Annotated in this window: 26 protein-coding genes and 2 tRNA genes; 12 read left to right on the plus strand and 16 right to left on the minus strand. The window is 73.2% G+C overall.

The annotated features are described in order from the left end of the window. From Q0817_RS09385 to Q0817_RS09415, 7 genes are all read left to right on the plus strand, one after another. Complete coding sequence (locus Q0817_RS09385; RefSeq protein ID WP_298586223.1) at positions 1-2,283, plus strand: RNA degradosome polyphosphate kinase; 2,283 nt, start codon at positions 1-3, stop codon at positions 2,281-2,283. 92 nt (positions 2,284-2,375) lie between these two features. Next, positions 2,376-3,425 carry an NUDIX hydrolase gene (locus Q0817_RS09390; protein WP_298586226.1) on the plus strand — a complete coding sequence of 350 codons (1,050 nt, stop codon included), beginning with the start codon at positions 2,376-2,378 and terminating at the stop codon, positions 3,423-3,425. A gap of 88 nt (positions 3,426-3,513) precedes the next feature. After that, entirely contained in the window at positions 3,514-4,356 is an 843-nt protein-coding gene (locus Q0817_RS09395) for a thymidylate synthase (RefSeq protein WP_298586229.1), read from the plus strand. Beyond that, positions 4,353-4,976, plus strand: a complete 624-nt coding sequence (locus tag Q0817_RS09400) for a dihydrofolate reductase (protein ID WP_298586232.1) — start codon at positions 4,353-4,355, stop codon at positions 4,974-4,976. Before Q0817_RS09395 ends, Q0817_RS09400 begins: the two co-directional genes overlap by 4 nt. A gap of 26 nt (positions 4,977-5,002) precedes the next feature. Next, positions 5,003-5,395: a GNAT family N-acetyltransferase gene (locus Q0817_RS09405; RefSeq protein WP_366139865.1), complete on the plus strand. Its 393-nt coding sequence runs from the start codon at positions 5,003-5,005 to the stop codon at positions 5,393-5,395. A 10-nt stretch (positions 5,396-5,405) separates the two neighbouring features. Beyond that, positions 5,406-6,548 (plus strand): aspartate-semialdehyde dehydrogenase, encoded by a 1,143-nt coding sequence (gene asd / locus Q0817_RS09410; protein WP_298586235.1) that lies wholly within the window; start codon positions 5,406-5,408, stop codon positions 6,546-6,548. 3 nt (positions 6,549-6,551) lie between these two features. Beyond that, a complete protein-coding gene (locus Q0817_RS09415) occupies positions 6,552-6,932 on the plus strand; it encodes a GntR family transcriptional regulator (protein ID WP_298586238.1) in 381 nt (126 codons plus the stop codon). A 140-nt stretch (positions 6,933-7,072) separates the two neighbouring features. Here the strand turns inward: Q0817_RS09415 and Q0817_RS09420 are convergent, their stop codons facing one another. From Q0817_RS09420 to Q0817_RS09435, 4 genes are read right to left on the minus strand one after another with little or no spacing between them, the layout of a single operon-like run. Beyond that, entirely contained in the window at positions 7,073-7,468 is a 396-nt protein-coding gene (locus Q0817_RS09420) for a PGPGW domain-containing protein (RefSeq protein ID WP_298586241.1), read from the minus strand. Positions 7,469-7,475: 7 nt separating this feature from the next. Then, on the minus strand, positions 7,476-8,591 hold the full coding sequence (locus Q0817_RS09425; protein ID WP_298586243.1) for a UDP-N-acetylmuramate dehydrogenase: 1,116 nt from the start codon (positions 8,589-8,591) through the stop codon (positions 7,476-7,478). A gap of 43 nt (positions 8,592-8,634) precedes the next feature. Beyond that, entirely contained in the window at positions 8,635-9,114 is a 480-nt protein-coding gene (locus tag Q0817_RS09430) for a MaoC family dehydratase (protein ID WP_298586246.1), read from the minus strand. Positions 9,115-9,116: 2 nt separating this feature from the next. Next, positions 9,117-9,566: a MaoC family dehydratase N-terminal domain-containing protein gene (locus tag Q0817_RS09435; protein WP_298586249.1), complete on the minus strand. Its 450-nt coding sequence runs from the start codon at positions 9,564-9,566 to the stop codon at positions 9,117-9,119. A gap of 112 nt (positions 9,567-9,678) precedes the next feature. On the opposite strand from Q0817_RS09435, the gene Q0817_RS09440 reads away from it, so the two are divergent. Beyond that, positions 9,679-10,902 carry a calcium/sodium antiporter gene (locus tag Q0817_RS09440; protein ID WP_298586252.1) on the plus strand — a complete coding sequence of 408 codons (1,224 nt, stop codon included), beginning with the start codon at positions 9,679-9,681 and terminating at the stop codon, positions 10,900-10,902. A gap of 123 nt (positions 10,903-11,025) precedes the next feature. Here Q0817_RS09440 and Q0817_RS09445 read toward each other — a convergent pair. The 7 genes from Q0817_RS09445 to Q0817_RS09475 form a co-directional block, all read right to left on the minus strand. Then, positions 11,026-11,099: transfer RNA gene (locus Q0817_RS09445), tRNA-Met, on the minus strand. Positions 11,100-11,160: 61 nt separating this feature from the next. Further along, a tRNA-Thr gene (locus Q0817_RS09450) sits at positions 11,161-11,232 on the minus strand. Between the two features lie 390 nt (positions 11,233-11,622). Next, positions 11,623-12,660, minus strand: coding sequence for a zinc-dependent alcohol dehydrogenase family protein (locus Q0817_RS09455; RefSeq protein ID WP_298586255.1), 1,038 nt, complete (start codon positions 12,658-12,660; stop codon positions 11,623-11,625). A gap of 121 nt (positions 12,661-12,781) precedes the next feature. Beyond that, positions 12,782-13,078, minus strand: coding sequence for a DUF1540 domain-containing protein (locus Q0817_RS09460; protein WP_298586258.1), 297 nt, complete (start codon positions 13,076-13,078; stop codon positions 12,782-12,784). Positions 13,079-13,240: 162 nt separating this feature from the next. After that, on the minus strand, positions 13,241-14,059 hold the full coding sequence (locus Q0817_RS09465) for an ABC transporter ATP-binding protein (protein WP_298586261.1): 819 nt from the start codon (positions 14,057-14,059) through the stop codon (positions 13,241-13,243). Further along, on the minus strand, positions 14,056-15,210 hold the full coding sequence (locus Q0817_RS09470; protein WP_298586265.1) for an iron chelate uptake ABC transporter family permease subunit: 1,155 nt from the start codon (positions 15,208-15,210) through the stop codon (positions 14,056-14,058). The genes Q0817_RS09465 and Q0817_RS09470 overlap by 4 nt, the downstream gene beginning before the upstream one ends. Then, a complete protein-coding gene (locus Q0817_RS09475) occupies positions 15,207-16,253 on the minus strand; it encodes an iron ABC transporter permease (protein ID WP_298586268.1) in 1,047 nt (348 codons plus the stop codon). Before Q0817_RS09475 ends, Q0817_RS09470 begins: the two co-directional genes overlap by 4 nt. A gap of 144 nt (positions 16,254-16,397) precedes the next feature. Between Q0817_RS09475 and Q0817_RS09480 the strand changes: the two genes are divergently transcribed. Further along, entirely contained in the window at positions 16,398-17,414 is a 1,017-nt protein-coding gene (locus Q0817_RS09480) for an ABC transporter substrate-binding protein (protein ID WP_298586270.1), read from the plus strand. 358 nt (positions 17,415-17,772) lie between these two features. Here Q0817_RS09480 and Q0817_RS09485 read toward each other — a convergent pair whose 3' ends face one another. Continuing rightward, positions 17,773-18,018: a hypothetical protein gene (locus Q0817_RS09485; protein WP_298586273.1), complete on the minus strand. Its 246-nt coding sequence runs from the start codon at positions 18,016-18,018 to the stop codon at positions 17,773-17,775. Positions 18,019-18,065: 47 nt separating this feature from the next. Between Q0817_RS09485 and Q0817_RS09490 the strand changes: the two genes are divergently transcribed. Continuing rightward, on the plus strand, positions 18,066-18,707 hold the full coding sequence (locus Q0817_RS09490) for an iron transporter (protein WP_298586276.1): 642 nt from the start codon (positions 18,066-18,068) through the stop codon (positions 18,705-18,707). Between the two features lie 43 nt (positions 18,708-18,750). Here Q0817_RS09490 and Q0817_RS09495 read toward each other — a convergent pair whose 3' ends face one another. Together Q0817_RS09495 and Q0817_RS09500 are read right to left on the minus strand one after the other, a co-directional pair. Continuing rightward, positions 18,751-19,299, minus strand: a complete 549-nt coding sequence (locus tag Q0817_RS09495; protein WP_298586279.1) for a ferritin — start codon at positions 19,297-19,299, stop codon at positions 18,751-18,753. 234 nt (positions 19,300-19,533) lie between these two features. Beyond that, positions 19,534-20,481, minus strand: a complete 948-nt coding sequence (locus Q0817_RS09500) for a GlxA family transcriptional regulator (protein ID WP_298586284.1) — start codon at positions 20,479-20,481, stop codon at positions 19,534-19,536. Positions 20,482-20,641: 160 nt separating this feature from the next. On the opposite strand from Q0817_RS09500, the gene Q0817_RS09505 reads away from it, so the two are divergent. Continuing rightward, positions 20,642-21,121, plus strand: coding sequence for an isochorismatase family protein (locus Q0817_RS09505; protein WP_366139866.1), 480 nt, complete (start codon positions 20,642-20,644; stop codon positions 21,119-21,121). Between the two features lie 18 nt (positions 21,122-21,139). Further along, entirely contained in the window at positions 21,140-21,283 is a 144-nt protein-coding gene (locus tag Q0817_RS20070; RefSeq protein ID WP_366139867.1) for a hypothetical protein, read from the plus strand. Positions 21,284-21,426: 143 nt separating this feature from the next. On the opposite strand, the gene Q0817_RS09510 is transcribed toward Q0817_RS20070, so the two are convergent. Together Q0817_RS09510 and Q0817_RS09515 are read right to left on the minus strand one after the other, a co-directional pair. Beyond that, positions 21,427-23,304 carry a DEAD/DEAH box helicase gene (locus tag Q0817_RS09510; protein ID WP_298586287.1) on the minus strand — a complete coding sequence of 626 codons (1,878 nt, stop codon included), beginning with the start codon at positions 23,302-23,304 and terminating at the stop codon, positions 21,427-21,429. A gap of 243 nt (positions 23,305-23,547) precedes the next feature. Beyond that, positions 23,548-25,056 carry a DUF2079 domain-containing protein gene (locus Q0817_RS09515; protein ID WP_298586290.1) on the minus strand — a complete coding sequence of 503 codons (1,509 nt, stop codon included), beginning with the start codon at positions 25,054-25,056 and terminating at the stop codon, positions 23,548-23,550.

Consider the following 25,056-nt stretch of genomic DNA (forward strand, 5'->3'; position numbering starts at 1 on the left):
ATGACCACGCACCAGCAGGACACCCCGCAGTCCGCGCCGGCCCCGGGCGCGCCCGCCCCGCCCCCCGGGTCCGGCACCGGGCCCGGGGTCCCCGACGAGCACTCCGTCCCCGACGGGGCCGCCCGGGGCCACGGTGACCGGGACCGGATCGACGACCCCGTGCCCGCGGCCCGGCAGGTGCTGGAGGGCCGGCACGGACCCGAGCGCTTCCTGGACCGCGAGGCGAGCTGGGTCGCGTTCAACTCCCGGGTCCTGGAGCTCGCGGAGGACCCGGACCTCTTCCTCCTGGAGCGCGTGCACTTCCTGTCCATCGTGGCCTCCAACCTGGACGAGTTCTTCATGGTCCGGGTGGCGGGGCTCAAGCGGCGCATCGCCACGGGCATCGCCCGGCCGGCCGCCTCCGGGCACTCCCCCGCGGAGCAGATGGCCACGATCGCCGCACGCGCCCACGAGCTCCAGGAGCGGCACGCGCGGGCCTTCCACGACCTGGTGCGCCCCGAGCTGACCCGCCAGAACATCCACCTGATCGGGTGGGAGGACCTCGACTCCCCCACGCGGGAGCGGCTCACGCGGGACTTCCACCGCCAGGTGTTCCCCATCCTCACGCCGCTGGCCGTGGACCCGGCCCACCCGTTCCCCTACATCTCCGGGCTGAGCCTCAACCTGGCGGTGATGGTCCGCAACCCGCAGTCGGGCAAGCGGCTGTTCGCCCGTGTGAAGGTCCCGGACCAGCTGCCCCGGCTGCTCTCCGTGGACGGGACCCGCGCGTCCCGGCTGCCGCACGGCCAGGCCCGGTTCATCCCGCTCGAGGACGTCATCGCCCAGCACCTGGACGACCTCTTCCCCGGGATGGAGGTCGAGGAGCACCAGGTGTTCCGGGTGACCCGCAACGAGGACCTGGAGGTCGAGGAGGACGACGCCGAGAACCTCCTGCAGGCGCTCGAGAAGGAGCTGCTGCGCCGCCGCTTCGGCCCCGCGGTGCGCCTGGAGGTCACGGACAGCATCAGCACGGAGGTGCTCGAGCTGCTCGTCTCCGAGCTGGGCATCGACGAGTCCGAGATCTACCGCCTGCCCGCCCCGCTGGACCTGCGCGGGCTGGGGGTCATCGCCGGGATCGACCGCCCGGAGCTGCACTACGCCCGCCACGTGGCCCACACCTCCCGCTACCTCAACGCCGCGGAGACCGCCAAGGCCGCGGACGTCTTCGCCGCGACCCGGGCCCGGGACGTGCTGCTGCACCACCCCTACGACTCGTTCGCCACGAGCGTCCAGGCCTTCCTGGAGCAGGCCGCCGCGGACCCGAAGGTCCAGGCCATCAAGCAGACCCTCTACCGGACCTCGGGCGACTCCCCCATCGTGGACGCGCTCATCGACGCCGCCGAGGCCGGCAAGCAGGTGCTGGCGCTCGTGGAGATCAAGGCCCGCTTCGACGAGCAGGCCAACATCTCCTGGGCCCGCAAGCTCGAGCAGGCCGGGGTGCACGTGGTCTACGGCATCGTGGGACTGAAGACCCACTGCAAGCTCTCCCTCGTGGTGCGCCAGGAGGAGCACGGGCTGCGCCGCTACGTGCACATCGGCACCGGCAACTACCACCCCTCCACCGCGCGCTTCTACGAGGACCTGGGGCTGCTCACGTGCGACCCGGAGGTCGGGGAGGACGTCTCCCGGCTGTTCAACCAGCTCTCCGGCTACGCCCCGAAGACCACCTTCCAGCGCCTGCTCGTGGCGCCCCGCTCCGTGCGCTCCGGGCTCGTCGACCTGGTCGAGGCCGAGATCCGCCACCACCGGGCGGGCCGCCCGGCCCGGATCCAGGTCAAGTGCAACTCGATCGTGGACGAGGCCGTGATCGACGCCCTGTACCGGGCCTCGCAGGCCGGGGTGCCCGTCGACGTGGTGGTCCGGGGGATCTGCGCGCTGCGCCCCGGGGTGCCGGGGCTGAGCGAGAACATCCGGGTCCGCTCGGTGCTGGGCCGGTTCCTGGAGCACTCCCGGGTCTTCGCGTTCTGCAACGCCGGGGAGCCGCTGGTCTACATCGGCTCGGCGGACATGATGCACCGCAACCTGGACCGCCGGGTGGAGACCCTGGTGCGGATCACGGACCCCCAGCAGGCGGAGGCGCTGGTGCGGCTGCTCGCCCGCTACGTCTCGGACGCCACGGCCAGCTGGCACCTGGACGCCGAGGGCGTGTGGACCCGCCACCACCGGGACGCCGAGGGCAGCCCGCTCGTGGACATCCAGGAGCACCTGCTGCGCAGCCGGGCCCTCGGCCGGCCCACGGTCTGAGCGCCGGTACCATCGTGGGGGTGCCACCCGACGGTCCGGACCGCGGGTCCCGGCACGCCCGTGCACCACGGACAGGGGACGAAAGAGGGACCATGCCCAGGACCGCCGAGAAGGCCGCCGAGAAGGCCGCAGGGATGACCGCCGAGCAGAGCACGGACGCGAGCACCGGCCGGGCGGACGCGAGGACCGGCGCGAGGAGCGCGGCGGGGAGCAGACGGCCCGCCGACGTGCTCGCGGCCGGGTGCCTGTGCTGGCGCCGGACGGGCGGCGGCCTCGAGGTTCTGCTCATCCACCGGCCGCGCTACGACGACTGGTCCTTCCCCAAGGGCAAGCAGGACGAGGGCGAGACGCTGCCCGAGACCGCCCACCGGGAGGTCAGCGAGGAGATCGGCCTGCTCCCGCGCCTGGGGGTGCCCCTGCCCACGATCCGCTACGACGTCAAGGACGGCAGCAAGGACGTGCACTACTGGGCCGCGGAGTTCGGCCCCGGGGCACGCCCCGAGCCCGACGGCCGGGAGGTCGACGCCGTCCGTTGGGTCGGACCCGACGAGGCGCACCGGATGCTGACCAACCCCTCCGACCGGGAGCCGCTGGCGGCCCTCGTGGAGCTGCACGAGCGCGGGGACCTCGCCACGCGCCCGGCGATCGTCGTGCGCCACGCCAAGGCGAAGCCGCGCTCGTCCTGGTCCCGGGCCGAGGGCGACCGGCCGCTGGCCGCGACCGGCAAGCGCCAGGCCCTCGCCGTGACCCGGCTGCTCCGGGCGTGGTCCCCCGAGCGGGTGCTCACCTCCCCCTGGCTGCGCTGCCTGTCCACCGTGGTGCCGTACGCGCGGAAGGCCGGGGTCCCCGTGCGGGAACGTCCTCAGCTCACGGAGGCCTCGCACAAGCGTCATCCCAAGAAGGCGGCCGCCGTGGCCCAGACCATGTTCGACAAGGACACCCCCGTGGCGCTGTGCACGCACCGCCCGGTGCTGCCCACCGTCCTCAAGGTCATCGCCCGGCACGCGAGCCCCGAGCTCGCCGCGCTGCTCCCGGCCAAGGACCCGTACCTGTCCCCCGGCGAGATGATCGTGCTCCAGGTCTCCCGTCGGCACCGCCGCCGGGTGGTCTCCGTGGAGCTTGTGAAACCCTTCGACGACTGACCGGCGCACGACCCGCCACGCACCGCCCTGCCGCAGCGCGTCCCCGCCACAGAACCTGCCTGCCACGAGCATTCCCGAGGAGCCCCGCATGACCTCCCCCGCCCCCGCGCCCGCCCCGGTGCCGACTCCCTACGAGGACCTCCTGCGCGAGGTCCTCGAGCACGGCGTGCACAAGTCCGACCGCACGGGCACCGGGACGCGCAGCGTCTTCGGGCGCCAGATCCGCTTCGACCTGGCGGAGTCCTTCCCGCTGCTCACCACCAAGCGCGTGCACTTCAGGTCGCTGGCCCTCGAGCTGCTGTGGTTCCTGCGCGGGGACTCCAACGTGCGGTGGCTGCAGGAGCGGGGCGTGTCCATCTGGGACGAGTGGGCGGACCCGGACGGGGAGCTCGGACCGGTCTACGGCGTGCAGTGGCGGTCCTGGCCCACCGCCGACGGCGGGTCGATCGACCAGATCGCCAAGGTCGTGGAGCAGATCCGCACGAACCCCGACTCGCGGCGCCACGTGGTGACCGCGTGGAACCCCGCCGAGGTGGACGAGATGGCCCTGCCGCCGTGCCACGCGCTGTTCCAGTTCTACGTCGAGCCCCGGGAGGACGGGCCGGGCCGGCTGTCCTGCCAGCTCTACCAGCGCTCCGCGGACATGTTCCTGGGCGTGCCGTTCAACATCGCCTCCTACGCCCTGCTCACCGTCATGGTCGCCCAACAGACCGATCTCGTGCCCGGGGAGTTCGTCTGGACCGGCGGGGACTGCCACGTGTACGACAACCACGTGGCGCAGGTCCGTGAGCAGCTCTCGCGGGAGCCCTACCCCTATCCGCGGCTGCGGCTCGCCCGGCGGCCCGCCACCGTGTTCGACTACGAGTTCGAGGACTTCGAGGTCCTCGACTACCGCCACCACCCGGCGATCAAGGCCCCGGTGGCCGTATGACCGCCGTGCCGGGCTCGGCCGGCCCGTCCGGCCCCGCCGGGACGGTCGGGGCGATCTGGGCGCAGACCGTCGAGGGCGTCATCGGCCGTGCGGGGTCGATGCCCTGGTCGCTGCCGGAGGACCTGGCCTTCTTCCGGCGCACCACCACCGGCCACCCGGTGATCATGGGCCGGCGCACGTGGGAGTCCTTCCCGGAGCGCTTCCGGCCCCTGCCGGGACGGACCAACATCGTCATCACCTCCTCCCCCGAGCGGGTGGCCCGGGGGTCCGATCCCGGCGCGGTGCTGACCGCGGCGTCGTACGCCGAGGCCGTGCGCCTGGCGCGCACGAGTCCCGGGGCGGAGCGGATCTGGGTGATCGGCGGCGGAGAGGTCTACCGGCAGGCCCTCGCGGACGCCGAGCACCCGGTGACGGAGGCGCTCGTGACCGTCATCGACCTCGACGCCGACGGGGACACGCACGCCCCGGCGCTCGACGACGCATGGGCCACGGAGCCGGTCGTGGGCCCGTCTGTGTCCCGCACCGGCCTGGGCTACCGGATCGACCGGCGCACGCGCGGCCGGCGCGGCCCCGGCGGACGGGCGGGCGGTTCCGGCAGCGGAGCGACTCCGGTAGCGTGAGCTGCACCACGACCAGGAGGACCACCGTGACCGCTTTGCACCCCGACCCCGCGATCCGGGACGACGAGCAGCTGCACGTCGTGAAGAACACGGACCTCGACCGCTACGAGCTGTGGCGGGGGGAGCAGTTCATCGGCTTCGAGGGCTTCCAGGACCACGAGGACGGCACGGTCGAGCTCCTGCACACCATCATCGGCGAGCAGTTCGGCCGGCAGGGCTATGCGCGCACCCTCGTCACGCTGCTGCTGGACGGCTTCCGGGAGGAGGGCGTCGCAGTGCGTCCCACGTGCCCCTACGTCCAGGACTACCTCCACCGCTTCCCGCAGTACCAGCAGGTCGTGGCCCCGGGCTTCGAGCTCCCGCCGGCGCAGAAGGTGAAGGAGAAGCGGCGGCGCTGGGCCCTCCACCGCGCCCACTAGACTGGGGGCCATGACTTTTCGCTCAGGTGATTCGGTAGGGTTCGTCGGCTGGCGGGGCATGGTGGGCTCCGTGCTCATGCAGCGCATGCAGGAGGAGGGGGACTTCTCGGGGATCACCCCGGTGTTCTTCTCCACCTCCAGCGCCGGCCGGCCCGCCCCGTCGTTCGCCGGGGACGCCGGCACGCTGCAGGACGCCTACGACCTCGAGACCCTGGCCAAGCTGCCCGTGATCGTCACCGCCCAGGGCGGGGACTACACCAAGGACGTGCACGGCCGGCTCCGCGCCGCCGGGTGGGACGGGCTGTGGATTGACGCCGCCTCGACCCTGCGGATGAACGACGACGCCATCATCGTCCTGGACCCCGTCAACCGGGACGTCATCGACCGCGGTCTCGCGAGCGGCGTGAAGGACTTCGTGGGCGGCAACTGCACGGTGTCCTGCCTGCTCATGGGGCTGGGCGGGCTGTTCCGCAACGACCTGGTGGAGTGGGCCACGTCGATGACCTACCAGGCGGCCTCGGGCGGCGGCGCCCGGCACATGCGCGAGGTGCTGGCGCAGTTCGGCGCCCTCCACGGCGTCGTCGCGGACGAGCTGGCCGATCCCGCCTCCGCGATCCTGGACATCGACCGCAAGGTGCTCGAGACCCAGCGCGGCGACGCCCTGGACACCTCGATGTTCGGCGCGCCCCTGTCCGGCTCCCTCATCCCCTGGATCGACGCCGACCTCGGCAACGGGCAGTCCCGCGAGGAGTGGAAGTCCGCGGCCGAGACCAACAAGATCCTCGGCCGCACGGACCGGTTCGCCCAGGACTGGGTGCCCATGGACGGGCTGTGCGTGCGGATCGCCACGATGCGCTCGCACTCCCAGGCCCTCACGATCAAGCTGCGGGAGGACCTGCCCGTGGAGGAGATCGAGCGGATCGTCGACGCCGACAACGAGTGGGCCACCGTGGTGCCCAACACCAAGGAGGACTCGATGCGGGACCTCACCCCCGTGGCGACCTCCGGAACCTTGGACATCCCTGTGGGCCGGATCCGCAAGCTCTCCATGGGTCCGGGCTACATCAGCGCCTTCACGATCGGCGACCAGCTGCTGTGGGGCGCGGCCGAGCCGCTGCGCCGCATGCTGCGCATCGCCACCGGCACCCTGTAGCCGGTGGCGGAGACCTCGATCCCGCCGGGGCTGGCGCTCGACGCGGGCGACATCCGTCCACCGTCGGAGCAGCTCAAGCACCGGGTGCAGCAGGGGCGCACGGACGGCACCCTGCCCGCCGGCACCCGGCTCCCGCCGGTGCGCCGGCTCGCCGAGGCGCTCGGCCTGGCGGCCGGCACCGTGGCCAAGGCCTACCGCGAGCTCGAGGCCGCCGGCGTGATCGAGACCCGGGGCCGTCAGGGCAGCTTCGTGCGCGCCGCGGACCGGACCGAGGACCTGGCGGTGCAGGCCGCCCGCCGCTACGCCGCCGAGATCGCGGACCTCGGGCTCCCGGCCGAGCGGGCCCTCGAGCTGGTGGCCGCGCAGCTGGGCCGCTCCCGCTGACCGGCTGACCCGGTCCGGGCGGCTGACCGGGGCACCGGTCCTGGCTCCAGGGTCCCGGGCCCACGGGTGCGGCATGCCCGGCACATGGCGGCCCGGACCCCGGCCCGGATCCCCGGGACCGCAGGTGCCGGGGCCCTGGTTCAGGCCCCCGGGCTCCGCAGGTGCCGGGGGCCCGGCACGAGATTGCCCGGTCCGGCGAGGGCCCGGCGGTGGCGCCCCTCGGCCGTGCGGGCCAGCCACCACCGCCACCCGCGCATGACCTGCCCCTTCGCCCACTGGTTGAGCCGGTGCGCCCAGTGGAACTCGGTGCCCCAGATGCCGAGCCCCAGGAAGATGGCGAGCCACCCCGGGCCGGGCGTCACGAGCATGATCAGCCCCGCCAGGACGAAGACGCCCCCGAGGACCGTCACGAGCGTCCGGTAGGCCGCGAACAGCAGGGGGTGCCCGCGCGACCAGCGGCGCAGCCGGCCCAGGGCCTGCCGCACGCGGCTGTCGGAGCTCTCCCCCTGGGCGATCTCCTCCTCGAGGCTGCTCACGGCCGCCTCAGACCGCCGTGCCCACGATGACGGGCTCGGCGACGAGGTCCACCCCGTAGACGGACGCGACGCCGTCGCGCACCGTCCGGGCCAGGGCCATGAGGTCCTGCGCGGAGGCGCCGCCGCGGTTGGTGAGGGCCAGCGTGTGCTTGGTGGACAGCGAGGCGCGCCCCCCGGCGACCGCGGCGCCGTCGAGGTCCAGGAGCTCGTTGCGGGTTCCGGGCAGACCGAAGCCCTTGCCGAAGCCCGCGTGGTCGATGAGCCACGCGGCCGAGAGCTTGACCCGGCCCTCGAGCGGGCGCCCCGCCGCGTCCACCACGGGGAAGCGGGGGGCATCCGCGGGCAGGCGCTCCCCCAGGGCGTCCGCCGGGAGGATCGGGTTCGTGAAGAACGAGCCCGTGCTGTAGGTGTCGCGGTCGTCGGGGTCGAGGACCATGCCCTTGCCCGCGCGCAGGGACAGGACGGTCTCCCGCACCCGGCCTAGCGGGGCGCGCTCCCCCACCTGGACGCCGAGCCGGCGGGCGAGCTCGCCGTAGCGCACCGGGGCGCTGTCGGTGCCGTGCCCGAGCCGGAACCGCACCGCGAGCACCACGAAGCGCGGGGAGCCGGCCACCGTGCTGCGCTTGAGGGCGGAGTCCCGGTAGGAGAACGCCAGGTCGGCCGGGGCGAACTCCCGCACGCGCCGCTCCTGGCGGTCCCAGGCCCGCACCAGCTCGACGGTCTGGGCCACCTCCTGGCCGTAGGCCCCCACGTTCTGCACGGGGGTGGCGCCCGTGGTGCCGGGGATGCCGGACAGGGCCTCGATGCCGACCAGCCCCTCGGCCACGGCCTGTGCCACGAGCTCGTCCCACGAGTGCCCGGCCTGGACCTCCAGGAGAGCGCTCCCGGCGTCGTCGTCGAGGACCTCGACGCCGCGCGACGCCACGTGCACCACGGTCCCCGCGAACCCGGCGTCGGCCGCGATGAGGTTGGAGCCGCCCCCGACCACGAGCACGTCCCGCCCGGCGGCGTCGGCCGCCGCGACGGCGTCGACGACCTCCTGCTCGGACTCCGCCCGCACGTAGTGGCGGGCGGGCCCGCCCACGGCGGCGGTCGTGAGGTCTGCGATGCGAGGGGACGTCATGGCGACCAGTTTATCGGGCGGCCCGCGCCACCGCGGCCGTGGCTCACCCCAGCCGCACCACGGCCTGGGCCTTGACGAGCACCTTCAGCGGGGCGGCGGTCGCCGGGTCGGCGCCCTCCGCGGAGAGGTCGGGGGCCGTCACGGTGAGGTCGACGCGCACGGTGCGGGCGGCGTCGTCGAGGGCCCCGATCTTTCCGGAGACCGTGAGGGCCGTGGACGCCTCGACCGCGGTCCCGAAGCGGTTGGGGACGACCACCGGCTTGGTGAAGCGCGTCTGGTAGTCGACGACGGCGCCCGGGTCGCCGGCCCAGTCGGTCACGAGCTGCACGGCCGCACCCATCGTGAGCATCCCGTGGGCGATGACGTCGGGCAGGTCCACGGAACGGGCGAACTCCTCGTTCCAGTGGATGGGGTTGAGGTCCCCGGAGGCCCCCGCGTACCGGACCAGGTCCGCGCGGGAGAGCTCGATCCGCCGCTCCCCGATCTCCTGGCCCTTCTCGAGGCTGTCGAAGTCGATGCTCATGGTCACTGGTCCTCTCCTCGCACCAGCAGGGACGACACGGCGGTGGCGACGTGCTCGCCGTCCGCGGCGCGGATCTCGGCGCGGGACGTCACCATCGCCCCGGAGCCCATGGCCCGGACCTGGTCCACGTGCAGCTCGGCCACGAGCTCGTCGCCGGCGACGATCGGGCGGTGGTGGGTGAAGCGCTGGTCGGCGTGGACCACGCGCGAGAAGTCGATGCCGGCCTCGGGATCGGCGATCAGCGCGGCGTCGGCGCGCTGGGCCACCACGATCGCGAAGGTGGGGGGCGCGACGAGGTCGGGGTGGCCGAGGGACCGGGCCGCCTCGACGTCGTGGTGGGCGGGGTGGCCGGCCTGGACGGCGCGGGCGAAGTCACGGATCGCCTCCCGTCCGACGCTGTAGGGCTCGGCCGGCGGGTAGGTCCGCCCGACCAGATCGGGGTTCACGGGCATGGCAGCTCCTCGCTGGACGGGGCCGCGCGCAGGCGGCGGGACGCGCCCAGTCTACGGTGGCGTGCCCGGACCGACGGGTCGCCGGCCCTCCCGGGCACGTACACTCCTGCCCATGGATCTCCTGGACGTGGGCCGGATCGTCGTCGGACTGGTGCTGCTGGTCCTGGGTGGGGAGCTCCTGGTGCGGGGGGCATCCGCGCTCGCCCGGCGGGTCGGGATCTCCTCCCTGGTGGTCGGGCTCACCGTGGTCTCGGCGGCCACCTCGGCGCCGGAGCTGGCCGTCACTATCGGCGCCGTCCTGCGCGACGAGCCCGGTCTGGCCGTCGGCAACGTGGTCGGCAGCAACATCGTCAACGTCCTGCTCATCCTCGGCGCCTCCGCGGTGGTGCTCCCCCTGGCGGTCACCCAGCGCCTGGTGCGGCTGGACCTGCCCCTGGTGGTGGTGCTGTCGACCGGGCTGCTCCTGGTCTCGCTCGACGGGCGGATCGGCGCGGTGGACGGAGTCCTCCTGTTCTCCGCGGTGGTGGTGCACACGGTGCTGACGGTCGTCGTCAGCCGGCGCGAGGCGGGGGCCCGCGCTCCGGCGGGGGTCCCTCCCGGAGACCGCGGGATCGCCGGGGACGCGGAGGCTTCGGCGGCTTCCGCGGCTTCCGCGGCTTCCGCGGCTTCCGCGGCTTCCGCGGCTTCCGCGGACAATGGGGCCGCCGGGGCTTCCGGGAGCGGCGGGGAGCCGCCCCCGGCCTCGGTCCTCCGCTCCGTGCTGCTCGTGGTGCTCGGCGTCGCCCTGCTGGTGGCCGGCGCGAGCCTGCTCGTCGACGGGGCCGTCAGCATCGCCACCTCGCTGGGCGTCAGCAGCCTCGTGGTCGGGCTGACCGTCGTGGCCGTCGGGACGTCCCTGCCCGAGCTGGCGACATCGATCATCGCGGTGCGCCGGGGGGAGCGCGACCTGGCCGTGGGCAACGTGGTCGGCAGCAACCTCTTCAACATCGGGGTGGTGCTCGGTCTGCCCGCCCTGATCTCCCGCGACGGGATCCCGGTGGCGGGCGCCGCGGTCGCCCTGGACATCCCGGTGATGCTGGCCGCGTCGGTGGCCCTCCTGCCGATCGCGTTCACGGGGTTCGCGGTGGCCCGCTGGGAGGGCGCCCTGTTCGTGGGGCTGTACGCCGCCTACACCGGCTACGTGGTCCTCGCGGCCACCGAGCACGACGCCCTCGAGGGGTTCACGGGGACCATGGCGTGGTTCGTCCTGCCGCTGATCGCCCTGACGCTGGCCGTCCTCACCGCCTACGAGCTCGGGCTGCGCCGGGGACGCCGGGATCCCGGCCGCTCGCCATGAGGTCTCCAGCCGCCGGCACCCCGGACGGACCGCGTCGGGGCGGGTGCCGGCGCGGAGGTCGGCACGAGGAGTGCCCGGGCACGACAGAAGCCCGTGACCGGAGGGGTCACGGGCTTCTCGCCGTAGCGGTGGACGGGCTCGATCCGTCGACCTCACGATTATGAGTCGTGCGCTCTAACCAGCTGAGCTACACCGCCAGAGGGATGGGACACCGCGGCTGACGGCCTTGACGGCCGAGCCACGGGATCTCATCACGAGAGCCCCGACCGGGAATCGATCCCGGGACCTCCATCTTACCAAGATGGCGCTCTACCACTGAGCTATCGGGGCAACGACGAAGACTCTACCAGCAGGTTTCGGGAGAACCAAAATCGCCGGACCCCCTCCTCCGGAGACCCCGGAACCGTGCCGCAGCCCCTGGTCGCACGGGAGTTCCCGGCCCGGCGGACCACCGGCGCTCAGTCGTCCAGGCCGCCGTCCCGGTCGTCGTCCCGGTCGTCGTCCCGGTCGTCGTCCCGATCGTCGTCGAGGTCCTCGTCCCCGTCGTCGTCCGGGGCGGGCTGCACGGGCAGCGGGACCTGGGCCGGAGGGGCGGGGCCGATGGCTGCTCGGCGGGCGGGACGGGCGCGGCAGGCTCCCCTGCGTCCCCGGCGCCCGCCTCCGGGGGGCCCCCGGCCGGTCAGAAGGGGCGCGCTCGTCAGACGTCCACGGCGTGCCGGTCTAGAGCGCGGGGTCGATCATCGTCATGCCGGCGACCGTCGCCTGGTCGAACACCGGCAGCAGCGCCGCTGCTTCCTCGAGTCCGATGGTGCGCTCGACGAGCCTCTCGGGCTGCAGGGCGCCCTGCTCGATGAGCGACATCATGGCCGGATAGTCGGCCGCCGCCATGCCGTGGCTGCCGAGCAGGTCGAGCTCCCAGCCGATGACCCGGGCCATCGGCACCCGCGGGTGGCCGTCGACCGGCGGCAGCAGGCCGATCTGGACGTGGCGTCCTCGCCGGCGAAGGCTGAGGACGGCATCGGCGCAGGTTCGTTCGCTGCCCACGGCGTCGACGGAGACGTGGCTGCCGCCGCCGGTGAGGTCGGCGACGGCCCCGGGGATGTCGGTCCCGTCCGCGCACAGCGTGTGCTCGGCGCCGAGCTCACGGGCGGTGGTCAGCGCCTCCGGGTTGCGGTCGACCGCGATCACCCGCCCGCCCAGTGCCCGGGCGATCATCACCGCGCTGAGTCCGACGCCGCCGGCGCCGATCACGGTCACCCACTCTCCCGCGGTGACGTTCGCCCGGGCGGCCAGGGCCCGGTACGCCGTGGCGAACCGGCACCCGAGCGCGGCCGCGGTGGCGAGGTCCACGTGCTCGGGGACGGCGACGAGGTTCGTGTCGGCCCCGTGCAGGGCGACGTACTCCGCGAAGGAGCCCCAGTGGGTGAACCCTGGTTGTTCCTGATCGGGACAGACCTGGGCCTCGCTGGCGCGGCACCACTCGCACCGGCCGCAGCCGCAGACGAACGGGACGGTCACCCGGTCGCCGGCCCTCCACCGGTGCACCCCCGCGCCCACCGCCGCGATCACCCCGGCGAGCTCGTGCCCGGGGACGTGGGGCAGCACGATCTCGTCGTGCCCGGCCCAGGCATGCCAGTCGCTGCGGCACATCCCCGTGGCCTTCACATGGACGACCACCCCGCCGGGCGGTGCCGTGGGCACCGCCACGTCTCGGACCTCGGGCCGGACTCCGACCGCATCGACCACCACTGCGCGCATGCACCCACTCTCCCACGGCTGTGCGCCGCGGCCCCGTCACGCTCGGCGAGGACGAACCGGCCCGGCCCCATCTCCCCGGCGGTCCGGGGGCTCGTCCCCGTGGCGTCGGAGGCGGTGGTGATCAGGCGGCCTGGTAGGTGAGGCAGTCGGCCTCGTCGGCGCCGGCGCCGATCTTCACGTCGTGGGCGGTGCACATGAGGTGCGAGTTGTGCACGCACTCGGAGCGCTGGCAGGCGCCCACCTCGGCGTGGACGGTGGGCAGACCGCCGTCGGCGCCCAGCGAGATGAACGTCCCGCACTGGGCGTGCCCGGAGGATCCGGTCACGGTGATCGCGTGGGCGCTGCACTCGTGGTCGTGGTTGAACGAGCACTGCCCCACGGTGCAGTCGGAGACGGGAACGAACTCGGTGGTGGCCATGACATGTCCTCCTGGGATGTCCACGAGGCCGGGCCGGCGGCTGCGGTCTCTTCGTTCTTCCAGGATGCGCCTGACCTGGGACCATGGATAGCGCATTTTTTCGTGCCCCAATTCACCCCGCCTCGTCGCGTGGCCTTCGGCCGCGGGCGGGGTGTGGGCCGCTCAGCCGGTCGCGGAGATCCGGGCCAGGGGGATCACGTGGGGGCGGCCGGTGAGCGGTTCGGGCACGATGCGCGCGCGCAGCCCGAAGACCTCGGCGAGCAGCTCCTCGGTGACCACCTCCTCGGGTGTCCCCCGGGCGACGATGTGCCCGGCGGTCATGGCCACGATGTGGTCGGAGAACCGCGCGGCCAGGGAGACGTCGTGCAGCACCATCACCACGGTGCGGCCCAGGTCCCGGTTGAGGCGGTGGATCAGCTCGAGGATCTCCACCTGGTGGGCCAGGTCCAGATAGGTGGTGGGCTCGTCCAGCAGCACGATGTCGGTGTCCTGGACCAGGGTCATGGAGATCCAGGCCCGCTGGCTCTGGCCGCCCGAGAGCTCGTCGACCGGGGTGTCGGCGAACCCGGTGATGCCGGTGGCCTCCAGCGCCCGGTGCACGGCGTGCTCGTCGGCGTGGGAGAACTGCTGGTACCAGCGCTGCCGGGGGTGCCGGCCCCGGGAGACGAGGTCGGCCACGGTCAGGCCCTCCGGGGCGGTGTGGGCCTGGGGCAGCAGAGCCATCTGCTGGGCGACGCGCCGGGTGGGCCACCGGGTGAGGGGCACACCGTCCAGGGTGACGGCGCCGTGCAACGGGCGCAGCAGGCGGGCGAAGCCGCGCAGCAGCGTGGACTTCCCGCACCCGTTGGGACCGATGATCGTGGTGATGTCCCCGTCGGGGACCGCCAGGGACAGGTCCTCGACGACGGTGTTCCCGTCGTAGCCCAGGGACAGCTCCCGGGCCTGGAGCCGGCTGGTGCCGGTGCGGGTCGGTGAGCTCATCGGGGTCTCCGTTGGGATCGGGTCACGAGGTAGATCAGGTACGGGGCGCCCAGCACGGCGGTGGCCACCCCCACGGGCAGCGGGGTGGCCAGCAGGTTGGCGGCGGCGGTGTCGGCCACCAGCACGAACACCGCCCCGGTGAGTGCCGAGACCGTCACCGGGGGCACGGGGCTGCGGGTGAGCAGCCGGGCGATCTGCGGCGCGGCCAGGGCCACGAACACCAGCGGGCCGCCCACGACGGTGGCGACCGCGGCCAGCAGCACCGCCAGGCTCAGGGCCACCACCCGGATCAGCCCCAGGCGCAGGCCCAGCCCGATGGCGGTGTCCTCGTCCAGGGCTGCCGGCAGCAGCCACCGTCCGGACAGCACCGCAGCCCCCAGCAACAGGACCGCGACGGCAGCCATGGGGCGCACGAGAGCCCAGTCCTTGCCGTTGAGCGAGCCCATCATCCAGGTCAGCGCCTGGGCGGCACTGGTGACGTCGCCCAGGGTGAGCATCCAGGTGGTGAGCGCGGTGGCGAACCCGGAGATCCCCAGGCCCACCAGGACCAGCCGGTAGCTGTCGATCCCGTTGCGGTAGGCCAACAGGTAGGCGGCCACCCCGCTGACCAGTCCGGCGGTGAAGGCCGCCGCGGGCATCCCCACGGTTGCGGCCAGCCCGCTGAGTCCGGCGGCCCCGCCGTCGGCCAGGATCAGCACGGCCACCGCCCCGGCCGAGGCTCCGGCGGTCACCCCGAGGATGTCGGGGCTGGCCAGGGGGTTGCGGGCGACGGTCTGGGTGATGGCGCCGGCGGCGGCCAGGCAGGTTCCGACCAGGATCGCGGCGACCATGCGCGGGGCCCGGAACTCGGTGACCGCCAGGTGCACGGAGGCCTCCGTGGCGCCGCCGGTCAGGGCCGCCAGCACGTGCGAGTACGGGATGAGGGTGCCGCCGAAGGCCAGGTGGACGGCTGCGGTCGCGGCCACGGCCAGCAGCAGCAGGAACCCGACCAGCAGGGACCGGGGGTGGAACCGGATCGAGACGGGCCCGGCCCGCAGAGCCCGCACCGAGCGGAACGCGCCCGCCACCGGTGGCCCGGTGGTGGTGGGGGCGGCGTCGTCACCGGATCTGCGTCCGGTTTCGGCGAGGTGGGTGCTGGGGGTCGGGGTCATACGGTGGCCAGTTTCTTCCGCCGGGCGAGGTGGACGAAGAACGGGGCCCCCACCGCGGCCAGGACCACCCCGACCGACAGTTCGCCCGGACGAGCGATGACGCGCCCGGCGGTGTCCGCCAGAAGGAGCAGCACCGCACCGGCCAGGGCGCCGGCCGGGACGAGCCACCGGTAGTCGGCACCGACCATCGCCCGGGCCAGGTGCGGGACGAGCAGCCCGGCGAAGGCGATCGGCCCGGCCAGGGTGACCGCGGCCCCGGCCAGCAGGGTGATCGCCGCGATCCCGGTCGCCCGGCCCCCCAGCAGCGAGACGCCGAGGGAACGGGCGGTGTCCTCCCCCAGGGACAGGGCGTTCAGGGCCCCGATGTTGAGCACGGCCAGCACCAGCCCCAGCGCGAGGAAGGGGCCGAGGATCTCCAGGGAGCCGTTGCGGACGGCCACCGAGCCGACCTGCCAGAAGCGCAGGGTGTCCAGGGCCTGGTCGTCGAGCAGCACGATCCCCGACACGAGCCCCGTGCACAGGGCGCTGACGGCGGCGCCGGCCAGGACCAGGGTGATCGGGGTGGCCCCGTGGCGGGCGGCGGAGCCGATGAGGAAGACCACCACCACCGCTGCCAGCGCTCCGGCGAAGGCCAGCAGCGCCTGGGTCAGCGGGGCTCCGGTCCCCACCAGGGCGGTGACGGCGACGATCGCCAGGGCCGCCCCCTGGTTGATGCCCAGCAGACCCGGATCGGCGATCGGATTGCGGGTGTGGCCTTGGACCAGCACCCCGGCCACCCCCAGGGACACCCCGACCACCACCGCGGTGACCGTGCGCGGCCACCGCAGTTCCCGGATGGTCACGTCCATCACCGTTCCCGAGGGAGTGACCATGGCATGCCACGCCTCGGCAAGGGTGGAGGGCCGCCCGCCGATGCACACGCTCAGGGCCGCCGCCACCAGCACGGCCACGAGGCCGAGCACCAGCCACCGCGTCCGTCCCGGGCGCCGTGCCGGAGGTGGAACGGATGCAGGGGCCGGCGAAGGCGCCAGGGAGTGGGCCATGCCACCTCCATCGGATCGATCGGGATTAGAACAGGGAAGTGTTCGCTAATGTCCATGGGACTGCTACAGTCTGCCACAGCGAGGTGAGGTAAGCCTCACCTCACCTGCTCTCCCACGATCCGCTCGACCGAAAGCCAGCCACCCATGACCTGCGCGAAGACTCTCTCCGCGGCCGCCCTTGGCCTGTCCCTGTTCGCCCTCACCGCCTGTGGCCCCACGGCCGGGTCCGGCCCCGGTGCGACCTCCGCCTCCGCCCCGGCCGCTTCCGGGGAAGCCGCCGGATACCCCCTGACGATGACCCACGCCATGGGCGGGACGACCATCGAGTCCCAGCCCCAGCGCGTGGTCGCACTGGATCCCAGCTACGTCGATGCCGCCCTGCTGCTGGATGCCGAACTGGTCGGCTACGCCGAGTACCGCCAGAACCCGGAGGACCCGTTCGCCGACTACCTGGGTGACGTGTCCGAGCAGACGGCCGAGGCCGTGAACGTCGGCACCATCGCCGAACCGAACCTGGAGCAGATCGCCGGGCTGGAACCGGACCTCATCGTCTCGGCCAAGGTCCGCCAGGAGGCCCTCTACCCGCAGCTGGAGAAGATCGCCCCCACGGTGTTCTCCGAGTCCACCGGGCCCACCTGGAAGGAGAACGTGGTCCTCCTCGGGGAGGCGCTGGGCAAGCAGGAGCAGGCGGAGCAGGAGGTCGCCGACTACGAGGCCCGCGCCGCCGCGGTGGGCGAGGCGATCCTGGCGCAGGACCCCGAGGCCACCTGCTCCTTGCTGCGCTTCGCCGGGGAGGACACCGCGCGCCTGTACTCCTCGGACTCCTTCATCGGCGAGATCATGGCCGACATGGGCATCCCCCGCCCCGACGGTGCACCCGACACCACCGAGAGCATCTTCGTGCCCCTGTCCCAGGAGCAGATCCTGGAGGCGGACGCGAACCTGGTCATGGTCAGCACCTGGGCCCCGGACGGCGCCGAGGGCGAGGCCTCCCGGGAGCAGGAGGAACGCTTCACCACCAACCCGCTCTGGGACCGGCTCGAGGGCGAGGTCCTGCCGGTCGACGACGAGACCTTCGTGGCCTCCGTGAGCATCCAGGGCGCCCATGCCGTGATCACGCAGCTGGCCGAGCACTACGGGGTCGACCCGCAGCTGTCCTGATCCTGTCCGCCCGGATGCGGCTGAGCGGCAGCCGGGGTGCGCCGGCCCTCGCCACCCGGCGCGCCCTCGCTGTCGTTCAGCCGCGGCTGCGGCCGCCAAGAGGCCTACCGAAGGGAGCCACCGTGGGATCGCCGAAGATTTCTGTGGTCGCGGCCATCGACCTGGACGGCACGCACGTGCGCCTGGTCGTCACCGGCCCGCTCACCGTGGAGACCCAGTCCGCCCTGCACCCCCTGATCCGCCTGGCACGGGTCCTGACCCCGGTCACCCGGGTGATCGTGGATCTCACCGACGCCCGGATCACCGAGGCAACGGCCGTGGAGGCCCTCACCCGGCACACCGGGGAGGGGCACCCCGGTCACCCTTCCCACCAGGTGCGGTTCGCCCTGCCCGATCCCGCGCTGCCGGCCGATGCGGACGAGCTGCAGCGGCTGCGCGCCGAGCAGCGGTCCTGGACGACCTCCAGCCCGGAGGAGGATCCGCACAGCACCGTGCGGACCATCGGCACCGCCTCGGGACCGCGGCCCGGATCGGAGAGTCCGTCCGGGTGGTGGCCGACCACCACCCGCGCCGTGCCCGCCGCGTGCGGCAGAAGCCCGTTCATCCGTCACAGCCCACCCTGTTCGTCCGACACAGAAGGAAGCGATGATCATGTCCTCGTACCGACCGATCGCCGTCACCGCGGTCCTCGCCGCCCTGCTCCTGGCCGGCTGCGGCACCGACGAAGCCCAGGCCCCGGCAACCGGCCCCACCGGGACCGCAGCCGCCACCCCGGAAGCCACCCCGGGAGCCACAGCCACCCCCTCGACCGACGCGGTGCCCGAAGGGGTCGCCGCCCAGTACGCCACCCTGGCCGCAGAGGTCGAGGCCGAGGGCGGGCGCACCGCCGCCGGGGACTGGGAGGTCGCCTACATCGTCGAACCCGCCGAGCCCTGGTTCGAGACCACCGACGGGGACCCGACCCGACGCGAACCCGCCGCCGGGGAGACCCACCACCTGGAGATCATCCCGATCGAAGCGGCCACCGGCCGCATCGTGCCCGAGGTGCCGATCCGTCTGGAGGTCCTCGACGACACCGGAGAGGTCGTCGACGAGCAGGAGCTGATGTTCTTCAACGCCGAGTTCTTCCACTACGCCAACAACTTCAGCGTCCCGGACGAGGGCGACTACACCCTGCGGGCCACCCTGGAGCCGCCGGAGTTCACCCGGCACGGGGAGAGCCTCGAGGAGCTCACCCTGCTGGAGCCGGTGACCGTCACCTTCGAGGACGTCCGCCTGGAGCCCGCGCCCTGACGCCCTGGGACGGTCTCGGGGCCCGGTGGCATGTCTGCCGGGGTCAGACGGCTCCGCCGGCGGCCTCCGGCGCCCCGGAGCCATGGCCGCCGCCGTGCCCGTGCCCGCCGTCGCCGACGTGCTCCCGGGCCACGAAGTTCTCGAGGTCGAAGAGGTTCTCGGCACGGGCCGCGACGTTCACCAGGGTGGTCATCGATGCCACCTCCTCGACCTGTTCCTGGAGGAACCAGAGCATGAACTGCTCCCCCAGCGCGTCTCCCTCGGCCCGGGCGGCGGCGAACAGCGTCTTGATCTGCTCGGTGACCTCCTGCTCCTGGGACAGCGCCAGCGCCAGCGGCTCGTGGACATCGGTGAAGTCGTTTCGCACCTCCCCGACCCCGGGGATGGTCAGGGACAGGTCCCGGTCCAGGATGTACTGGACGATCATCATGGCGTGGTTGCGCTCCTCCAGGGACTGCCGGTAGAAGTGCCGGGCCAGCTGGGGGAGATCCTGGCTGTCGAACCAGACTGCCACGGCGATGTACTGGTGGGAGGCGGCGAACTCGTTGCCGACCTGACGGGTGAGCAGCTCGTCAAAGGTCTCGGGGGCCATCGGATCCTCCTGGGGTTGGGGCCTCCCGGACGGAGATCGACGCTGCGTGCCGGCCCCCGCAGTCGTCACCGACCGGAATCGGGTCTGGACACTTGCTGGCCGACGACACCGGAGGACCGCGCAGTCACACCCGGTGTGGAGCTCGATTCTAGTCCCCGGACTTCGCCTCGGGCAGGAGGATCAGCGCCTCCGGGCATTCCGCATGTCTGCGCCCACCGGGGGTGCACCTCAGCCTCATCGGAGGGCGAAGCTCCTCCGATAGGCCGAGGGCGTGGTCGCGTAGGCCGCGGCGAAGTTCTGCCGGAGGGTGACCGCGCTGCCGAAGCCGCAAGCCAGCGCGATCCGGTCGATCCCCCAGTTCGTGGTCTCGAGCAGGCTGCGGGCCTCGTCGAGGCGTCGCGCGAGGACCCAGCGGGCGGGGGTGGTGCCGGTGGTGCCGCGGAAGCGGCGCACGAAGGTCCGGCGGCTCATCCGGGCATGGGAGGCGAGTTCGTCGATGGACAGGGGTTCGTGCAGCCGGCCCATCGCCCAGTCCAGCGTGGCGGCCAGGGGATCCCCGTGGTCGGGGCGGGCGACCGGACGCTCGATGTACTGGGCCTGACCGCCCTCCCGGTGCGGTGCCACGACCAGGCCGCGGGCGACCCGGTTGGCAGCAGCAGCACCCAGGTGCTTGCGGACCAGGTGGAGGCAGGCGTCGAGCGAGGACGCCGTGCCGGCGGAGGTCATGACGTCGTCGTGGTCGATGTAGAGCACCGAGTCGTCGACAGCCAGCTCCGGGTGACGGGTCGCCAGTTCCTGCATGCCCTGCCAGTGGGTGACCGCGGGTCGGCCGTTCAGCAGGCCGGCTTCGGCCACCGCGAAGGCGCCCAGGCACATCCCGACCACACCGGCACCACGGGCATGCGCGCCGAGGAGCGCGGTGCGCAGTGACTCGGCGATGGTCACCGGCGGGTACGGCCAGGACGGGATCACCACCATGTCGGCGTCCTCCGCGGCTTCTGGTCCGGCGAGGTTGCCGAGCGGGTTTCCCTCGGCCGTCGTGATCGTGTCCGTGTCCGTGCTCCACAGCACGGTGCTCCAGTCCTCCGCCAGGCCCAGCCGGGTGACCTCGCCGAACACCATCTGCGGAACGGCCAGGTGGAACATCGTCACGCCCTCGAACGCATAGATCGCGATCCGCATCAGACCTCCCTGACCGCTCGTACGGGCGCGCAGAACTTGTGGCCCGATCTCATCGTCATTGTGCCCGCGGGCCGATCGCCGCGGCGATCGGCCCGGCGCGAGCATGGAGACGGACCGAGCATCTCTGCCGGTCCGACACCCACATTCCTGAGGAGACCCAGTGACCGTCCCCCGCCGTGCCCTGATCGTCGTCGACGCCCAGATGGAGTACTTCGACGGCCCGATGGCCATCCAGCACCCGCCCCGCGAGGAGTCGCTGGCCCACATCACCCGTGCTCTCCAGGTCGCCGCCGAGCAGGACATTCCGGTCGTCATGGTCCAGCACGAACTGGGTGAGGGTGCACCCGTCTTCGCGCCCGGCTCGACGGGATACCCGCTCCACCCGGAGCTCGAGCAGCTCGACAACCGGCAGTGGAAGCAGGTCGTGAAGGGGTACGGCAGCGTCTTCGCCGGCACCGATGTGGCCGACTGGCTGCGGGAGCGCGGAGTCGACACGGTCACGATCGTCGGCTACATGACCAACAACTGCGACCTGGCGACGGCGGTCGAGGCCGAGGGGCTCGGTTTCGCGGCCGAGATCCTCTCCGACGCCACCGGGGCGATCCACCTCGCCAACGAGGCCGGCCAGGTCTCGGCCTAGGACCTCCACCGCACCCTGATGGTGCTGCTGCAGTCGAACTTCGCCGCGGTCACCACCACGGCCGGTTGGGCCGATGCGGTGGCCGACGACGAGGCGCTGGTCCGCAGCAACCTCGTCGTCTCGGCGATGAGCGGAGCGGAAGCGTTCGCCGGCCGCTCCTAGTTCCTCCTCGATCGGGTCGGTGCTGATCGACGCCGCGGACCCGTCCGGCCCCGTCTGTCAACGGCACGTGAGAGGAAGATGAAGGAGGGGACGGGCCGTGCGGCCCGTCCCCTCCTCCCGTCGCGGGGGTCCTGCCCCCGCGCTCAGAACTTCTTGTGGCGCGGCTTGCGGAACGGCTTCTCGCCGTCCCGGTCGCCCGCGGAGTACCCGGACCTCTTGCCCTGGTAGCCGCCGCGGGAGTCGTCGCCCCGGGCACCGCCGCCGCGGCGGGGGCGGTCCTGGTAGGAGGAGGTGCTGCGCGGCCGGGCCCGGCCGCCACCGCCGCCCGGGCCGCGATCGGCCTCGAGCTGGATGAGCTCCCCGTTGATGCGCGTGCGGGAGAGCCGGTCCAGGGTCGAGGCGGGCAGGTTCTCAGGCAGGCCCACGAGGGTGTGGGTGGAGCGGATGTCGATCGCCCCGATCTGCTCGCCGCTCAGGCCGCCCTCGTTGGTGAGGGCCCCGACCACGGAGCCCGGCGAGACGCGGTGCCGGTGGCCGACGGACAGCCGGTAGGTGGCCATGCCCTTCTCGGTGCGCGGCTCGCGGCGCGGCCGGTCGTCGCCGTCCCGTCCCGGACGGTCCCGGTCGCGGGTGCGCTGCACCGGCTCGGGCAGCTCCTCCACGAAGAAGGGCCGGCCGTCCTGGGCCATCACGGCGATCGCGGCGGCGATCTCCACCGCGTCGACGTCGTGCTCGGCCTGGTACTGCTCCACGAGCTCACGGAACTGGGCGAGGTCCTCGGACTCCATGGTGTCCGTGATCTGCTGGGCGAACCGGTCCTTGCGGGTCTGGTTCACGTCCTCCGTGGAGGGCATGCGCATGAGCTCCACCGGCTGGCGGGTGGCCTTCTCGATGGCCCGCAGCAGGTACTTCTCCCGCGGGGTCATGAAGAGGATCGCCTCGCCGGAGCGCCCGGCGCGGCCGGTGCGGCCGATCCGGTGCACGTAGGACTCGGTGTCGTGCGGGATGTCGTAGTTGACCACGAGGGAGATGCGCTCGACGTCGAGCCCGCGGGCCGCGACGTCCGTGGCCACGAGGACGTCGATCTTGCCCTCGCGCAGGGCCTCGACCGTGCGCTCGCGCATGTTCTGCGGGATGTCGCCGTTGATCGCGGCGGCAGCGTAGCCGCGGGCCTTGAGCCGGTCGGCGACCTCCTCGGTGGCGGCCTTGGTGCGCACGAAGACGATGACGCCGTCGTAGTCCCCGACCTCGAGGATCCGGGTCATGGCCTCCATCTTGTGGGAGCCCATGACCTGCAGGTACCGCTGGCGGGTGTTGGTGCCCGTGGTGGTCTTGCCCTTGACGGCGATCTCCTGCGGGTCCCGCAGGTACTTCTTGGCGATCTTGCGGATGGCCGGGGGCATGGTCGCGGAGAACAGCGCGACCTGCTTCTCGACGGGCGTCTGGGAGAGGATCTCCTCGACGTCCTCGGCGAAGCCCATGCGCAGCATCTCGTCGGCCTCGTCGAGGACCACGTACTGCAGGTGGGACAGGTCCAGAGACCCCTTCTTGAGGTGGTCGATCACGCGGCCGGGGGTGCCGACGACCACCTGGGCGCCGCGGCGCAGCCCGGCCAGCTGCGGGCCGTAGGGCGAGCCGCCGTAGACCGGCAGGACGGTGAAGTCCTCGAGGTGGGTGGCGTAGGAGGAGAACGCCTCGCCGACCTGGAGGGCGAGCTCGCGGGTCGGGGCGAGCACCAGGACCTGGGTGTCGCGGGAGACGCCGTTGACGTCGGAGAGCTCGGCGAGCCGGGACAGCGCGGGCACGGCGAAGGCCGCGGTCTTGCCGGTGCCGGTCTGGGCCAGGCCCACCACGTCCTGGCCCTGCAGCAGCACCGGGATGGTGGCGGCCTGGATGGGCGTGGGGTTCTCGTAGCCGACCTCGTCCAGGGTGGCGAGCACCCGGGAGTCGATGCCGAGCTCGGCGAAGGTGGTGGTGTGCTCCTCGGCGGTGCCGGGGGTGCTGGGGGTGTCGACGGTCATGGAGAAGTGCCTCGTTATCTGTGCGGGTGGCGGCCCGGGAGCAGGTCCGGGGGCGTCGGCCACGGTCGTGGGTGTCCGGACGTCCCTGCCAACCACTTGGAGCCCCGTTCGGGAACGGGAGCGTCGGACACGGCGCGGCACGGGCCGCGGCCGAACACGATGCGCGGGCGGCATCGCGTTGCACGAGAAAGTGAGGGAGTGACCGGATTCGGTCCGACCAGTCTAGCGCACCCGGCGGCGCCGTCATCCCCGGCGACGCACCACCACGAGGTGCTTCTCGTCACGCACCACCGCGTAGTCGGCGCCGTAGCGCTGCCCGGCCCAGTCGGCGACGTCCTCCGGCGGGTTCCCGCCCCACGCGGCGCCGAGCTGGTCGACCACCACGTACTCCGGGGCCGGATCGCCCTCGGACCCCAGCCAGTGCACCTGCGCGCGGGGCACGAGGTGGTGCATCAGCGTCAGGTCCGTGGCCACGCTCGCCCCCTCGGGGACGGCCGCCACGGTCGCGGTCTTGGCGTCCGCCCGGGGGTCCGGCCGGTAGGCGGCGGGGTCCACGAGGTCGGCCAGCGGGCGCCCCGGGACCAGCAGGAGCGCGACGACGAGCGCCAGTGCCGGCGCGGCCCGGGCGAGCCGCCGCAGCCGCCCGCCGCGCAGCCGCAGCACGGCGTCGAGCAGCGCAAGGAGGACGATGGGCATGAGGACGGCGCTGTAGTGCCAGCCCGTGCCCCAGTAGCCGTGGTTGGGCGAGAGCATCCGCCAGACCAGCGTGGGCAGCGCCACGAGCGCCAGCGGGGAGCGCACCACGACCAGCACGCCCACGGCCAGCAGGGTCAGCCAGGTGAGCGCCTTCTGGCCCGGCACCACCAGGGAGACGAGCGCCCCGAGGGGGTCGGCCGCCGCCGCCGCGAGGTCCAGCCGGTCCGCGTACGCGAACCGGCCGTCCGGGCTGAGGGCGGGCAGCACCACGGTCACCGCGAGCACCGACCAGGCCGCGCCCCACGCGGCGAGCGCGAGCCCCAGCGCCACCGGGCGGCGGTCCCCGTCCGCCTCGCGGTGCGCGCGCAGGGCGAGCACCAGGCCGAGCACCGCGACCGTGACGCCCAGGTCCTCCTTGACGAACGCGACGGGGGCGGCCCACAGCGCGGCCGCCGTCCACCGCCGCTCCACGAGGCTGCCGAGGGCGAGGACCAGCAGCGGCAGGGCAAAGGCCACCTCGTGGAACTGCACCGACACGGCGGCCTGCAGCCCGAAGCTCAGCCCGTAGGCCAGTCCCAGGGCCGCCCCCGGGGCCGCCCCGAGCGCCCGGACCGCGAACCGCGTCAGCGCCCACGCAGAGACCGCCACGAGCAGGTCCTGGACCACGAGCAGGGTCAGCGCGGAGGGGAACAGCGCGTAGACCGGCCCCAGCAGCACCAGGATCGGGTGGAAGTGGTCGCCCAGCAGGTTGGCGCCGTGGCCCTTGATGTGCACGACCGGGCCGTCCCCGGCGGCGTAGGACTTGGCGAGCTGGGTGAAGATCCCCAGGTCCCAGGACGGGACCTCCCAGCGGTGCCACTGGAGCAGGGACCACCACAGGTACAGGACGAGCACCAGCAGCCCCACGCCCAGCGGCACCAGCCGCGCCCGCCCGGTCAGGGGGGCCGGCGGGGTGGCAGGGGCTGCGGGGCGCCGGAGCGCGGTGGCGGGCATGGCCTCCTCGGTGGCTGGGCGGCCCGCCCGGACCGGCGCGGCGCCGTCGGACAGGACTGTCAT

The sequence above is a fragment of the uncultured Kocuria sp. genome, from assembly GCF_947500125.1.
GTDB lineage: Bacteria > Actinomycetota > Actinomycetes > Actinomycetales > Micrococcaceae > Kocuria.